Genomic DNA, 14,718 nt, shown 5'->3' on the forward strand with positions numbered 1-14,718 from the left:
GGTTAGGTCCTATGCTTGCTCAACAGCCGTGCTTGGGTCAGCGTATCGAATGACCTTTCGGTCATGATTGTGACAGGATGCTGACATCGACAGGTTGCCGGTTGCTGCTTCCTGGATGTGTTCGCTCCACCAAGCCATCATCGGACGCCTGCGTTCGATATAGTCCGCCCGGTTGTAAGCGCTGCGGACCTCGTCCTTGTCGACGTGGGCAAGTGCTACCTCAACCAATTCACGATCCCAGCCATGTTCGTTGAGGGTGGTGCTGGCCATCGATCGCATGCCATGGCTGACTAGGCGGCCTTCGAAGCCCATTCGCTTCAGGGCCATGTTGGCGGTCTGGCTGTTACAGTGGGTGCGAGGGTTCCGGTCCGCGGGGAAGACGTACTCACGATGTCCACTGTAGGGCTTGATCGCCTCCAGCAGTGCCAGCGCTTGCTCCGTGAGCGGGACAATGTGCGTGCGGCGCTTCTTCATACGCTCCGCAGGGATCGTCCAGATCTTCTTCTCGATGTCGATGTCCGCCCAGCGGGTGGTCGCTGCCTCGGCTGGCCGGGTCATGGTGTGAAGCTGCCACTCGATCAGACAGCGGGTCGTTCTTTTTATGCTGGCATTGGCTATTGCAACCATGAGCTCTTTCAGCTCATCAGGGGGCAGTGCTGCCATGTTCTTCTTCTTAGGTTTCTTGAAGACGGAACGGATCCCGCTGAGCGGGTTTGCATGAATCAGCCCTGAGTTGACCCCGTAGGTCATGATCTCGTTGAGTCGCTGCGTCAGCCGTTTAACGGTTTCAAGGCTTCCCTTGGTTTCGAGCGGCCGAAGCAGGTTGATGACCTGAGGGGCGGTGATGGCCGAGATCGGAGTGGTACCCAAGTCAGGGAAGATGTGCAGCGTAAGGGAGCGCCAAATGTCCTCGGCGTAGGCCTGTGTCACTGAGTCCTTTTTTAACTCATACCAAGACGTCGCGACATTCTGGAAAGTGTGTTCGGTGGCCGCTTTTCTCGCTTGCCGATCTGCGTTGCGCCGCTCCTTCGGATCTATCCCTTGAGCGACAAGCTCCCTTGCTTCCACGGTTCGCTTGCGTGCCTGAGCCAGGCTCACCTCTGGGAAGGTACCTAGCCCCATGTTGATCCGTTTCTTCGTTACGGGATGGATATAGTTGAAGTTCCACAGCTTAGAGCCATTGATTCTCACTCGCATCTGAAGGCCGTTACCATCAGTCAGCGTGTAGTCCTTTTCCTTAGGCTTGGCAGCTTTGACTTTGAGGTCTGAAAGGCGCGTGGCTTGGGCACCCATGATGTATTCCAGAGCTGTTTGTGTATTCCAAAAAATATCAGCAGAGTGCTTGGAATACCACGTGGAATACACGAAAACGTAGATGTTGCTGGACGCTATCGGATCGTGATGACGCTGAAAGCCCCGTATTTACTGAATTTCAGGCACAAAAAAAGACGTCCGTGGACGTCTTTAGATGTTGTAATGGTGGAGCCGGGGGGATTTGAACCCCCGTCCGCCAGCTCTCCGCTATCGGTTCTACATGCTTAGCCATCTCTACTGAGTTAACTCCGCGCGGCCCGAGTGGCAGGGCGCTTGGAGCGAGCTGTATGAGTTTTAGCCGTTACGTCTACAGCGAACTTGGCGGCGATCCTGTTCTATATGACTGACCAAATCTTCGGGTTTACAGGCATCCCCTAGGGTCAGCTGGCGCCCTTAGGCGGCCAGAGCGTAGTTGTCGTCGTTGGCAACTATGAAGTTGTGGCAGCGGATTTACGAGAACTGTCACCTACTCGGCATGCCCCTCAAGTTTCGTTACCGGCGTCGAATCCTAATCGGCCCCAAAACCTTCGTGGTTACAGCTAGGACGCGGAGTGTACGGCAAAGGTTCCACAACGTCGACTGCGGATTCCAGCGCGGGAGGCTATGATGGCGCCTTGCGTCCCTCTGCGCGCCCTAAGGAAAGGAGTCGTCATGCCGAGTTCTAGCCGCTACCCCCTGCGTCAGTGGATCTGGCGGGCCTTCGTGCAGAGCGCGCTGATCCCGTTGATTCTGGTGGAGTCGGTGCTGATCGCGGTGTACCTGCTGAGCAACCAGGCGATTCGCGACGCCCAGGTCGGCCATCTGCAGGAGGCAGCGGTGAAGGACCTGGCCAGTGCCGCGCTGCGCGAGGGGCAGATCGTCGACGGCCGCCTGCGTTCGATCGAGTCCTTGGTCCAGGTGTACCGCGACGCGACTCAGCGCGCGCTGCTCGATACCGGCTATCAGGCCGACGAGCTGGAGCGTCAGCGCCATGCCAGCACCGACAGCGGGGTGTTCTATACCCGTAGCGACGACGGTCGCGCCGCCTCCTTCTACGCCAACAGTACGCCGCCGGTGCAGCAGGATCATGCCAAGGTCATGCGCCTGTCGCAGGTCGACCCGCTGATGCGCTCGATCCAGCAGGCCAACCCGCTGGTGGCGGCGCTGTATTTCAACAGCTGGGACAGCTACAACCGCATCTATCCCTGGTTCGACACGCCGGCGCAGTATCCCCATGACATGGTGATCCCGGATTACAACTTCTATTACCTCGCCGACGCCCAGCACAACCCCGAGCGCAAGACCGTGTGGACCGAGGTCTACCTCGATCCGGCCGGCCTCGGCTGGATGATGTCGGCCATCGCTCCGGTCTACCGCGGCGATTTCCTCGAGGGCGTGGTGGGCCTGGACATCACCGTCGGCCAGGTACTCGGCGAGATCGCCGAGCTCAACGTGCCCTGGCAGGGCTACGCCATGCTGGTCAGTCACGACCACAACATCATGGCGCTGCCCGCCGCCGGCGAGCTGGATTTTGGCCTGCGCGAGCTGACTCATTACTCCTACGACGAGGCGGTACGCCGCGAGGTGCTCAAGCCCGAGGACTTCAATCTGGCCAAGCGCGAGGGTATGGAGCCGTTGCTGCAGGCGATGAACGAAGGCCGCGGCAACGTCCAGGAGGTGCTGCTCGGCGGGCGCAAGCAACTGGTGGCCTGGAGCGAGATTCCGCAGACCGGCTGGCGCCTGTTGCTGGTGGTGGACGAGGAGCAGATCTTCCACGACACCAATCAGCTGGCCGAGCGCTACCAGCAGATCGGCTACCTGCTGATCGCCGGCCTGCTGGCCTTCTATCTGCTGTTCTTCGCCTGGATGTGGTTGCGTTCGCGGCGTCTCAGCGACCTGCTGGCGCACCCCATCGCCGATATCGTCGAGATGGCCGGCAGCCTTGGGCAGGGCAACTACCTGCCGGCGGCACCGGACAGCCGGATCGCCGAGGTCAGTCGCCTGGCCGATGCGATGCAGCAAGCCGGGCGCCAGTTGCAGGCCAGCGAGCAGGAGCGCCAGGAGGCGCAGAACATTCTCCAGCTGGTGCTGGAAAGCACCACCGAGAGCCTCTGGCAGATCAATGCCCGCGATCTGACCATCGACCTCAGCGAACGCTTCGTGCGGCGCTTCGGCCTCGGTGCGCGCCACCTGAGCCTGAGCGAGTTCAATCAGCGCGTGCACCCGGACGACCTGGAACGCCTGCGCCACCTGCGCAAGCACTTCGCCGAGAGTGGCGACGAGCATTTCGACGCCGAATACCGCTACCTCGACTGCCAGGGCCAGTACCTCTGGCTGCTTAGCCGTGGCAAGGTGCTGGAGCGCGACGCCAAGGGCTGGCCACTGCGCGTGGCCGGCACCCATGTCGACATCACCCGCCTCAAGCAGGTGCAGGAGGAACTGCGCCACGCCAGCCTCGAGGCCCTGGCCGCCAGCCAGGCCAAGAGTCGCTTCCTGTCGAGCATGAGCCACGAGCTGCGCACGCCGCTCAACGCCATCCACGGTTTCGCCCAACTGATCGAGATGGAGGCGCAGGACAAGGCGGAGGCGCGCCTGGAGGGCGACTACGCCCACGAGATCGTCAACGCCAGCCGCCACCTGACCTCGCTGGTCGACGACATCCTCGATCTGTCGAGCATCGAGAGCCGCCGTCAGCAGTTGCAGCTGCAGCCGCTGGAGATCGGCAGCCTGCTGGCCGGCTGCGCCGAGCTGGTACAGCCCGAGGTGCAGCAGCGTCAGTTGCAGCTGCAGGTGATGGCCGCGGCCCAGCCGCCGCTGTTCGTCCAGGGTGACCCGCGCCGGGTGCGGCAGATCCTGCTCAACCTGCTGTCCAACGCGATCAAGTACAACAGCCCGCAGGGCCTGATCCGCATGGGTTACGAGGTGCGTGCCGACTGCGTGCGGCTGTGGGTCGACGACACCGGCCCGGGGCTGTCCGGTGAGCAGCAGGCGCAGCTGTTCCAGCCGTTCCAGCGCCTCGGCCGGGAAAGCTCGAACATCCCCGGCACCGGCATCGGCCTGGTGCTGTGCCGCGAGTTGGCCAGCCTGATGGACGGCGAGATCGGCGTGCGCAGCGAGCCGGGCGTGGGCAGCCGTTTCTGGCTCGACCTGCCCAGCGCCGCGCGGCCGGACGAGGCCGACGCCGACGCACCGGCGCAGTCGGCGCAAGACGAGCGGCGCCTGGTGCAGGTACTGTGCGTGGAGGATCACCCGGCCTGCCTGAAGATTCTCCAGGAGGCGCTGCGCGAATTCGCCGAGGTGCGCGGCGCCGGCACCCGCCAGCGCGCGCTGGCCGAGCTGCAGGACAACGAACCGGCGCTGCTGCTGCTCGACATCGACCTGCCGGACGGCAACGGCCTGGAGATACTCGACACCATGCGCGCCGAGCCACGGCTGCGCGAGGTGCCGGTGCTGGTGATCAGCGCGGTGGCCGACCAGGCGCTATTCGAGGAAGCCAGGGCGCGCGGGGCCTCCGCCTGCCTGAGCAAACCGGTGGATCTGCAGGAGGTACGGCAGCTGGCGCTGGAACTGCTCTACACCGGCTACTAGGCAGCAGTGCTGCAGGCGCCTACAACCAGCAGGGGAGTCGGCGACTACTCGCTGGCTTCCAGCAGATTGATGGCTTCGCCCAGCACCTTGACCGATTCGCTGTGGTTGCCGGCCTTGTGCAGGGCTTCGCCTTCGGCACGCAGTTCCTGCACCTTGGCCAGCACGGCGGGGTCGGCCGGTGGGTCGCTTTGCAGCATGGCGTCGATCTTGGCCATGTCCGCCGGGCAGTGCATCGCCCACAGGGGCGCACTGAGCAGGGCGGCGGCGAAGAAGGCGGTTAGGCGGCGCATGATGGCTCTCCAGAACGGTACGGTGGGACTTTCAGTATAGGAAGCCGTGTCGCGGCGTCATCGCCGCCGGTCACTCAACCCTTCACGCACAGCAGCTGGCGCAGGCTGTGCACCACCTCGACCAGGTCGCGCTGGGCCGCCATCACCGCCTCGATGTCCTTGTAGGCCATGGGGATTTCGTCGATCACGTCCTTGTCCTTGCGGCATTCGACATGGGCGGTGGCGCGCAGCTGGTCGGCCAGGTCGAAGCGCTTCTTCGCCTGGCTGCGGCTCATCACCCGGCCGGCGCCGTGGCTGCAGGAGCAGAACGCCTCGGCATTGCCCAGGCCGCGCACTATGTAGCTGCGCGTGCCCATGGAGCCGGGGATGATGCCCAGCTGACCCTTATGTGCCGACACCGCGCCCTTGCGCGTGACCAGCACCTCGTGGCCGAAGTGGCGCTCCTGCTGCACGTAGTTGTGGTGACAGTCCACCGCTTCCAGCTGCGCCTCGAACGGCCGGCCGAGCACCTGGCGAGTCGCCGCGATCACCGCCTGCAGCATCAGCGCACGATTCTGCCGGGCGTAGTCCTGGGCCCAGCCGACCGCCTCGAGGTAGTCGGCGAAATGCCGGCTGCCTTCCTCGAAGTAGGCCAGGTCCTTGTCCGGCAGGTTGGCCAGGTGCTGGCGCATGTCGGCCTGGGCCAGCTCGATGAACAGGTTGCCGATGGCGTTGCCGACGCCGCGCGAGCCGCTGTGCAGCATCAGCCAGACACGGTCGGCCTGGTCCAGGCAGAGTTCGATGAAGTGATTGCCGCCGCCCAGGGTGCCGAGGTGCACGCGGTGGTTGCTCTTCTCCAGGCGCGGGTGCTTGGCGCAGATCGCCCGGAAGCGCCCGGCCAGTGTCTTCCAGGCTTGGTCGGTGGTGGCCGGCACCTGATCCCAGGCGCCGACGTCACGTTTGCCGAAGCTCTTGCCGTGCGGCACCGCGCGTTCGATGGCGCAGCGCAGGCGGTGCAGATCGTCCGGCAGATCCGCGGCGCGCAGCGAGGTGCGCGCGGCGACCATGCCGCAGCCGATATCCACGCCGACCGCGGCGGGGATGATGGCGCCGAGGGTGGGGATCACGCTGCCGATGGTCGAGCCCTTGCCCAGGTGCACGTCCGGCATCACCGCCAGGTGCTTGAAGATAAAGGGCATCCGCGCCGTATTGAGCAGTTGTCGGCGGGCTCCGTCCTCCACCGGCACGCCGCGGGTCCAGAGCTTGATCGGCTTGCCGCCAGGAACTTGCAGCAGCTGCGGGCCGTGGTCGTGCATGGTTGGGTTCCTGCCTGGTATGACCGCTCTATTGTGCGCCTGCCGGCGCTCAATAGTGATACCAGCGCAGCTCCAGCTTGACCTCGTTGACCGGCGCGGCGAGTTGGCTGAACTCGCGCTGGGCGCTCAGGCGCAGGCCGAGGTCGGTGCGTACCTCCCATTGCTGATTGAGCGACAGGCGACGGCGCACCTCGCCGTTGTGGAAGTAGTCGCCGCTGGCTTCCAGGCTCAGGTTGCCCAGCGCGTTGCGCCACAACAGGCCGGCGTTGAAACCCATGGCCGGGGCGACGAAGGCGGCGAAGTCGCGGTTGTGCTCCAGGCGCGCGGTGGCCAGGGCGAAGCCCAGGGTATCTGCGCCGAGTTGCCAGGTGGCGCCGCCGCCGCCGCCGATATGCGCCACCAGCGGGCTGTCGCCGTCTGCGCCGAGTACCCGCTCCAGGCCGCCGCCGACCTGCCAGGACCAGGGCTGGAGCAAGGCGTCGCGCGGCGTCAGCGAGCGGATGTTGGCCAGGTCCAGGCGCTGCACTTGCCAGTGGTTGCCCTCGTACTGGCGCAGCTTGAGCTGGGCGATCTCGATCTGCGCGCCGAGGGGGAAGCCGTCGAGGTTGTCGTTGAGGTCGTGGTAGGCCATGCGCAGGCCGTATTCGGCGAAGGCGCGGTTCTCGCGGCTGCCGCCGGCCAGCTGCCAGGTGCGCGACTGGTGGCCCTCCTCGGGCAGTAGCGGGCGTTGCAGCGCCAGCGGTGGCGGCGGGTTGCGGTTGACCGCACCGAGCAGCTGGAAACTACGCTCGGCGGTCTCGTCCGTGCGCGCCTCGCCGCTGGCGCGGTAGCGCACCAGGCGGAAGGCGGCGTCCTGGATCAGCGCGCGGCGCTCGCTCGGCAGGCTCTGGAACGGTGCCGCGCCGAGCTGCGCGGAGTCGCCGGCCAGGCTCAGCACCCAGTGCTTTTCCTCGGCGTCCAGCGGCTCGGCGCGGCCCAGCAGTTCGCGCTCGCGCGAGGGGCGGTAGTCGATGCGTTCGATCAGCCCGGCGTCCTTCACCGCGCGCACGGTGTCGGTGGGGATGGCGGTGATCGGGAAGTGCTCGGTCAGCTCGATGCCGGGGCGGGCGATCTCCAGCAGTTCGAGCAGGCGGTAGGAGCAGTTTTCGTCGAAGAAGAAGTAGTCGAAGCGCACCTGCTTGAGTTCCCACACGTGCTCGACCATGCGCCCTGTCTCCTCGGGGCTGAGGTTGAGGCGGTATTCCCACAGGTCGCGGTTCTCCAGGCGGCTGTACTCGCTGAGTTTCTCGCGGTAGGGCACCAGGGCGAACAGCCCGGGATAGCCGCCCATCAGTCCGCGCCAGGCGTAGAGGATGCTGTTGTCGTCGCCCTCGATAAAGGCGCCGAAGTTCAGCGCGTAGCTGAGCAGGGCGGTGTTGTGGCTGTCGACGTCGGCCTGGTCGATGCGCAGCAGGGTGTGGCCGAACATCGACGAGGGGCTGTTCAGATAGGCCGCGGGGAACACCAGCACGGTGCTGTGCGGATTGACGTCGGCGAACCAGGCGCGGTACTCGGCGCAGTCCGGGCTGGGCAGGTCGTCCAGCGCCAGGCGCTCCTTCAGCCAGCGGGTGCGCGCCGGGTAGACGCACTGCGGGTGGCGGTCGCCCAGCTCGGCCGGCTGGTACAGGGCCGCGAGCGTGGCGGCCAGCTCCGCGGCCGGATCGCTGGCGCCGCCCGCGGCGAGGAAGAAGGCCTGGTCGTCGACGTAGCTGCGCCAGCCGCCGAGCTTGCCGGTCTCGTAGTGGCCGAGGGCGATCCAGTAAGGATCTTCGGCGAGTTGCTCCGGCGAGGCGGCGGTCAGGGAGGTGACGGAATACAGGGCGAAGGCGGCGAATATCCGTTTCAAGGTCGCTGTTCTTCTAATAGTGGCGATGGCCGAGCTTTGGCCAGGCGCGTGGCGGGTGTCAAGGCGGCGTTTGCACGCTTGCCGTGCAACTTGGCCGGCAGCGGCCACACTTAAGTCATAGCCTTGAGGAGTTGCATCATGACCGCTCACGACACCGCCGCCGTGCTCGACGCCCTGCTGGCCGAATACGGCGCCCGCGCCAACGCCATTCGCCGCGACCTGGGGCGCAGCCACTCGGCGGATTTCGCCGAGCAGGCGCAGCAGCGGCAGAACGACGAGGTGCTCGAGGCGCTGCTGGCCGAGGCCGAGGCCGCCATGCGCCAGGTCGGCCTGGCCAAGCAGCGTCTGGCCGAGGGGCGCTACGGCGAGTGCCAGCGCTGCTTCGAGCCGATTGAAGCGGGCCGACTCGAGGCGCTGCCGGCCGCGGAGTTCTGCCTGCGCTGCGCCGATCTCAGCTGAGCGGCTGGCCGACCTCTTCCAGCAGCCGCCGTGCGGCCGAGTCGGCGGCGTCGATATAGGGTTGCAGCACGCTGGCCGCGCCGGCGCGGGTGAAGGCCTCCAGGTCGCCCTCGCGGAAGGCGCTCAAGGTCACCTGGCCGCGGAAGCCGGCGCTGCGCGCGGCGCGCAGGAGGATGGCGTTGACCTCGCGCTGGGGGATGGTGCTGACCAGCGCGCGCGCCTGCTGCAGCGGCAGATGGGCGATGAAGTCGTGATCCTCGGCATCGCCGTAGCACACCGTCAGGCCGGTGCGCCGGGCACTGGCCAGGGCTTCCGGGTTGAAGTCGACGCCGAGCACGCGCAGCCCGGCGTCTTCCAGGCGGTGCGCCAGCTGGCGGCCGTAGCGGCCCAGGCCATAGACGATCACCTCCGGCTGCTGGCTGTCGCTGGCGCTGTCGGCGGCGTTCTCGCGGTGCGCCACGCGCCGCTCGAACGGCCCCAGCCAGGGCGACAGGCGCTCGAACAGCGGCTGGGCGTAGAGAATCATGTAGGTGGACAGGGTGATGGTGATCACCCCCACCAGGGTGGTCAGGCCCAGGGCTTCGCCGCCGACGTGGCCGAGGCCGATGCCCATGGCGACGAAGATGATCGAGAACTCGCTGATCTGCGCCACGGTGAGCCCGGCCATGAAGCCGGTGCGCTTGCGGTAGCCCATCGCGCCCATGATCGCCATGACGATCAGCGGGTTGCCGATCAGCACGAACAGCGACAGCAGCAGGGCGCTGCCGAGCTGGCCCTGGAAATGGGTGAAATCCAGCTGGATGCCCAGGTGCAGGAAGAAGAACAGCAACAGGAAGTCGCGCAGGCTGGTCAGGCGGCTGGCGATGGCCTCGCGCAGCGGCGTCGAGGCCAGGCAGAAACCGGCGATAAAGGCGCCGATCTCCTTGGACAGGCCCAGCGCCTCGGCGCCGCCGGCCAGCAGCGTGCCCCAGGCGATGGCCACCAGCATCAGCAGCTCCGGCGAGCGCGCCATGGGGGCGAGCAGGTGCGGCAGGGCGTAGCGCATCAGGATGTAGAGCAGGATCAGGCTGCACAGCAGTACCGTGATCAGCGCCAGCGGCGACAGGCCCTGGCGTTCGCCCGCCGCCGGCTGGTAGAGGTTGATCGCCAGCATGGCCAGCACCACGGCGATGTCCTGCACGATCAGAAAACCCATGGCGATGCGCCCGTGCAGCGAATCGATCTCGCCTTTGTCCGACAGCAGCTTGACGATGATGATGGTGCTGGAGAAGGTCAGCGCCACCGCCACGTAGGTGGCGGTCAGCCAGTCCAGGCCGAGCAGGCGGCACAGCAGCAGGCCGAACAGGATGGTGAAGGTGAGCTGGCCCAGACCGGTGGCCAGCGCCACCGGGCCGAGGGTGCGCACCAGGCGCATGTCCAGTTTCAGGCCGACCACGAACAGCAGCACGGTGATGCCGATCTCGGCCAGCAGGCCGAGCGAGGCGTGGTCGCCGGACAGGTTCATCGCCGCCGGACCGGCGAGGATGCCGACCAGGATGTAGGCGATGATCAGCGGCTGGCGCAGGCGCACCGCCAGCATCCCGAACAGCGCGGAGAGGGCGAGCAGGGCGGCGATTTCCTGGAATAGGCTCATGCGGGGCGTCCGGTGAGAGGAGCGCGACACTTTAAGCGGCACTGGGCGCAGGAGGCTGCCCTGGATCAAGCTTAGCGCTTGTCCGGGACCGCGGATGGGGCCATGATTTCCCCAGGCCCCTGCCTTCCCGCCTAAGGATTTACGATGCCCGACTCCGTTGCTGCCAGCCTGCGGCTGCCGCCCGACTCCCTGACCCGCCCCTTCGCCCCCGAGCAGTTCAACTTCACCAGCACCGACGACCTCGAGCCCTTCCGTGGCGTGCTCGGTCAGGCTCGCGCGGTGGAGGCCCTGCAGTTCGGCGTGGCCATGCCGCGCCCCGGCTACAACGTGTTCGTCATGGGCGAGCCGGGTACCGGACGCTTCTCCTTCGTCCAGCGCTACCTCAAGGCCGAGGCCAAGCGCATGGAGACCCCGGCTGATCGGGTTTACGTCAACCATTTCGACGAGCCGCGCGAGCCGCGCGCGCTGGAGTTGCCGGCCGGCACCGCGAGCGATTTCATCGCCGACATCAACCAGTTGATCGACAACCTGCTGGCCACCTTCCCGGCGGTGTTCGAGACGCCCACTTACCAGCAGAAGAAGAGCGCCATCGACCGCTCCTTCAACAAGCGCTACGACCAGGCGCTGGACGTGATCGAGAAGCTGTCGCTGGAGAAGGGCGTGGCCCTGTACCGCGACAGCAGCAATATCGCCTTCACCCCGATGGCTGACGGCAAGGCGCTGGACGAGGCCGAGTTCGCCCAGCTGCCGGAAGCCGAGCGCGAGCGCTTCCATGCCGACATCGCCCTGCTCGAGGAGCGCCTCAACGAGGAGCTGGCCAGCCTGCCGCAGTGGAAACGCGAGTCGAGCAACCTGCTGCGCCAGCTCAACGAGGAGACCATCACCGTCGCCCTGCAGCCGCTGCTGGCGCCGCTGTCGGAGAAGTACGCGGAGAACGCCGGCGTCTGCGCTTATCTGCAGGCGATGCAGGTCAATCTGCTGAAGACCGCGGTCGAGCAGCTGGTCGACGTCGACAAGGCCGACCCGCAGCTGCGCAAGCTGCTCGAGGAGCAGTACTGCCCTAGCCTGGTGGTCGGTCACCACGCCAACGGCGGTGCGCCGGTGGTGTTCGAGTCGCACCCGACCTACGACAACCTGTTCGGCCGCATCGAATACAGCTCCGACCAGGGCGCGCTGTACACCAGCTACCGCCAGCTGCGCCCCGGCGCGCTGCACCGCGCCAACGGCGGCTACCTGGTGGTGGAGGCGGAGAAGCTGCTCAACGAGCCCTTCGTCTGGGAGGCGCTCAAGCGCGCCCTGCATTCGCGCCAGCTGAAGATGGAATCGCCGCTGGGCGACCTCGGCCGCATCGCCACCGTGACCCTCAATCCCCAGGTCATCGCGCTGCAGCTGAAAGTCATCATCATCGGCTCGCGCCAGCTCTACTACGCACTGCAGGACCACGACCCGGACTTCCAGGAGATGTTCCGCGTGCTGGTCGACTTCGACGAGGACATTCCCCTGGCCGAGGACAGCCTGGAGCAGTTCGCCCAGTTGATGAAGACGCGCACCTCGGAGGAGGGCATGGCGCCTTTGACCGGCGCGGCGGTGGCGCGCCTGGCCACCTACAGCGCGCGCCTGGCCGAGCATCAGGGCCGTCTGTCGGCACGCATCGGCGACCTGTTCCAGCTGGTCAGCGAGGCCGACTTCATCCGCCACCTGGCCGGCGAGACGCTCACCGACGTCGGCCATATCGAGCGCGCCCTCAAGGCCAAGGCCACCCGCACCGGGCGGGTGTCGGCACGGATCATCGACGACATGCTGGCCGGCATCATCCTCATCGACACCTGCGGCGCCGCGGTCGGCAAGTGCAACGGCCTGACCGTGCTGGAAGTGGGCGACTCGGCCTTCGGCGTGCCGGCGCGTATCTCCGCTACCGTCTATCCAGGCGGCAGCGGCATCGTCGACATCGAGCGCGAAGTCAGCCTGGGCCAGCCGATCCACTCCAAGGGGGTGATGATCCTCACCGGTTTTCTCGGCAGCCGCTACGCCCAGGAATTCCCCCTGGAGATTTCCGCCAGCATCGCCCTGGAGCAGTCCTACGGCTACGTCGACGGCGACAGCGCTTCGCTCGGCGAGGTCTGCACGCTGATCTCGGCGTTGTCGCGCACGCCGCTCAAGCAGTGCTTCGCCATCACCGGCTCGATCAACCAGTTCGGCGAAGTGCAGGCGGTCGGCGGGGTCAACGAGAAGATCGAAGGCTTCTTCCGCCTGTGCGAGGCACGCGGTCTGACCGGCGAGCAGGGGGTGATCATCCCCCATTCCAACGTCAGCAACCTGATGCTCGACGACCGCGTGCTGCAGGCGGTGCGTGCCGGCCAGTTCAACGTCTACGCCGTGCGCCACGTCGACGAGGCGCTGAGCCTGCTGGTCGGCGAGGCGGCCGGCCATCCGGACGAGCAGGGCCGTTTCCCCAAGGGCAGCGTCAATGCGCGGGTGGTCGAGCGCCTGCGTGAAATCGCCGAGATCGACCTGGAGGAAGACGGCAAGCACGCCGAGGCGGCCAAGGCCAAGGCCGAAGCCGAGCCCGTCGCCGCCAAGCCGGCCAAGGCGCCGCGGCGCAAGAAGGGCGAAGGCGAGGGCGCCGCGGGCTGAACAAATCTTGCACGATTGTCCCGGATCGCCCGGGGCAACCGTGCCGGCATCGTTGTTCAGCCGTCATGCACAGAGTTATCCACAGATTGCGGGGATAACTTTGGCCTTCACAGTGCGGCCGCTCGGGGTGTAGGCTGGAGCCTGGAATCCGCGAGGGTCGCCGCCATGCCGCGTAGCCTCTGCCTTACCCGCCAATGCCTGGGCCTGGTCACTCGTATCGAATGCGTGATCCGGCCGCTGGCCGGGGAAAACGGACTTTGGACGCTGCTCTGCGCGGCCGGCATGTCCGGCGCGCAACCCTCGGCGATCAAGGCACAGGGCCCGTTCTACGGGCCTTTTGTCGCCGAAGGGGTGCTTGCGTCCATCGCCGAGAGCCTGGCCCAGCAGGGCTATGCCGAATGCTTCGAACCACCCATCTGGCGCCTGCACCTGCAGGCCGAACTGCGTCGCCTCAACGGCGAGCGCCGTCGACCCACCGGGTGCTACCAGTTCCAGCCGGAGACCTGAGGGTCACATCTGCGCGGCTTTTGTACAGCGCCGCCCAGGCCGCAGGCCATGCCCCGTCGCGCCGCGCAAGGCGCCATTGCCCACAGCTTTATCCACAGAAAGCGTGGATAACCGCCGAGGCCGTCGCGCGCTTTGTCTGGCGCTGGCGTGTGGGTATACTCGCGCCAGTTTTGACCCTGCAGTGAGTCCCTATGGAACGCCTCATCGAAAACGCCATGTACGCCTCGCGCTGGCTGCTGGCCCCGATCTACTTCGGCCTGTCGTTGGCGGTGCTGGCGCTGTCGATCAAGTTCTTCCAGGAGCTGTACCACATCCTGCCGCAGATCTTCACCCTCGCCGAAGCCGACGTGATCCTCAAGCTGCTGTCGCTGATCGACATGGCTCTGGTCGGTGGCCTGCTGGTGATGGTGATGCTGTCTGGCTACGAGAACTTCGTCTCGCGCCTGGACATTCGCGAAGGCACCGAGAAGCTCAGCTGGCTGGGCAAGATGGACTCCGGCTCGCTGAAGATGAAGGTGGCCGCCTCCATCGTGGCGATCTCCTCGATCCACCTGCTCAAGGTGTTCATGGACGCCAAGAACTACGACCTCGAGTACCTCAAGTGGTACGTGATCATCCACCTGACCTTCGTCGGCTCGGCCTTCGCCATGGGCTATCTGGACAAGCTGACCAAGTACGACGGCTGAGTCGTCCCGGGGCTCCACCGCCGCCCGGCCGTTGCAAAACGGACGGGCGGTTTGCTTTCTGCCTTGTGCTTTTATCTACTTGTACAAAAATTGTATATGAAGTGATTTTTGTATAGCTTTGCCTGCGTAAGGAGAGCCCCATGAATCTGCAAGACCTGTCCAGCCATGCCCTCGCCGGGCACATCGACGAGCTCAACCTGATCTCCATGGAGGGCGGCATCTACCTGCTCGAAGCGCAGATGGACGGCCGCGCCCACCCGCTCAGCGACAGCCAGGGCGCCACCCTGCACCTGCGCTCGGTGGAACATGCGCGCGACCTGCTGCACGAGTTGCCGAAGGTGCCGTTCAACCTGGTGCACGCGGTGGTGCACGACGAGATGTGCGGCATGCCGGCCGGCAGCCAGGACTGCCTGAAGGTGCCGATTTCCCTGCGTTCCAGCTGGTGATC

The 14,718-nt window shown here is 65.9% G+C and carries 11 protein-coding genes and 1 other RNA gene; 6 read left to right on the forward strand and 6 right to left on the reverse strand.

Going from position 1 to position 14,718, the window contains the following annotated elements:
- Positions 1-9: 9 nt before the first annotated feature.
- Positions 10-1,293, reverse strand: a complete 1,284-nt coding sequence (locus ACIGFL_RS04180) for an integrase domain-containing protein (protein WP_397496239.1) — start codon at positions 1,291-1,293, stop codon at positions 10-12.
- Positions 1,294-1,477: 184 nt separating this feature from the next.
- Positions 1,478-1,834: a transfer-messenger RNA gene (ssrA, locus tag ACIGFL_RS04185) on the reverse strand.
- Between the two features lie 131 nt (positions 1,835-1,965).
- Here ssrA and ACIGFL_RS04190 point away from each other — a divergent pair.
- The gene (locus ACIGFL_RS04190; protein ID WP_397496240.1) at positions 1,966-4,881 is read left to right on the forward strand and encodes an ATP-binding protein; all 2,916 of its coding nucleotides are present in this window, start codon (positions 1,966-1,968) and stop codon (positions 4,879-4,881) included.
- Between the two features lie 44 nt (positions 4,882-4,925).
- Here the strand turns inward: ACIGFL_RS04190 and ACIGFL_RS04195 are convergent, their stop codons facing one another.
- The 3 genes from ACIGFL_RS04195 to ACIGFL_RS04205 all read right to left on the reverse strand — a co-directional run bounded on the left by ACIGFL_RS04195 (position 4,926) and on the right by ACIGFL_RS04205 (position 8,351).
- Positions 4,926-5,171 carry a hypothetical protein gene (locus ACIGFL_RS04195; protein ID WP_021445945.1) on the reverse strand — a complete coding sequence of 82 codons (246 nt, stop codon included), beginning with the start codon at positions 5,169-5,171 and terminating at the stop codon, positions 4,926-4,928.
- Between the two features lie 74 nt (positions 5,172-5,245).
- The gene (locus ACIGFL_RS04200) at positions 5,246-6,466 is read right to left on the reverse strand and encodes an RtcB family protein (protein WP_397496241.1); all 1,221 of its coding nucleotides are present in this window, start codon (positions 6,464-6,466) and stop codon (positions 5,246-5,248) included.
- 49 nt (positions 6,467-6,515) lie between these two features.
- Positions 6,516-8,351, reverse strand: a complete 1,836-nt coding sequence (locus ACIGFL_RS04205) for a DUF4105 domain-containing protein (RefSeq protein WP_397496242.1) — start codon at positions 8,349-8,351, stop codon at positions 6,516-6,518.
- Positions 8,352-8,489: 138 nt separating this feature from the next.
- Between ACIGFL_RS04205 and ACIGFL_RS04210 the strand changes: the two genes are divergently transcribed.
- Complete coding sequence (locus tag ACIGFL_RS04210) at positions 8,490-8,810, forward strand: TraR/DksA family transcriptional regulator (RefSeq protein ID WP_397496243.1); 321 nt, start codon at positions 8,490-8,492, stop codon at positions 8,808-8,810.
- Here ACIGFL_RS04210 and ACIGFL_RS04215 read toward each other — a convergent pair.
- Positions 8,803-10,443, reverse strand: a complete 1,641-nt coding sequence (locus ACIGFL_RS04215; RefSeq protein WP_397496244.1) for a cation:proton antiporter — start codon at positions 10,441-10,443, stop codon at positions 8,803-8,805. The genes ACIGFL_RS04210 and ACIGFL_RS04215 overlap by 8 nt on opposite strands.
- A 144-nt stretch (positions 10,444-10,587) precedes the next feature.
- Between ACIGFL_RS04215 and ACIGFL_RS04220 the strand changes: the two genes are divergently transcribed.
- The 4 genes from ACIGFL_RS04220 to ACIGFL_RS04235 all read left to right on the forward strand — a co-directional run bounded on the left by ACIGFL_RS04220 (position 10,588) and on the right by ACIGFL_RS04235 (position 14,716).
- Positions 10,588-13,077: a Lon protease family protein gene (locus ACIGFL_RS04220; RefSeq protein ID WP_122107626.1), complete on the forward strand. Its 2,490-nt coding sequence runs from the start codon at positions 10,588-10,590 to the stop codon at positions 13,075-13,077.
- 165 nt (positions 13,078-13,242) lie between these two features.
- Positions 13,243-13,584 carry a hypothetical protein gene (locus tag ACIGFL_RS04225; protein WP_021443601.1) on the forward strand — a complete coding sequence of 114 codons (342 nt, stop codon included), beginning with the start codon at positions 13,243-13,245 and terminating at the stop codon, positions 13,582-13,584.
- A 191-nt stretch (positions 13,585-13,775) separates the two neighbouring features.
- Positions 13,776-14,270, forward strand: coding sequence for a TIGR00645 family protein (locus ACIGFL_RS04230; protein WP_021443600.1), 495 nt, complete (start codon positions 13,776-13,778; stop codon positions 14,268-14,270).
- 140 nt (positions 14,271-14,410) lie between these two features.
- Complete coding sequence (locus tag ACIGFL_RS04235; RefSeq protein ID WP_122107624.1) at positions 14,411-14,716, forward strand: DUF6482 family protein; 306 nt, start codon at positions 14,411-14,413, stop codon at positions 14,714-14,716.
- The last annotated feature ends 2 nt before the right edge of the window (positions 14,717-14,718 follow it).

Source organism: Pseudomonas sp. NPDC077649, from assembly GCF_044542855.1.
GTDB lineage: Bacteria > Pseudomonadota > Gammaproteobacteria > Pseudomonadales > Pseudomonadaceae > Aquipseudomonas.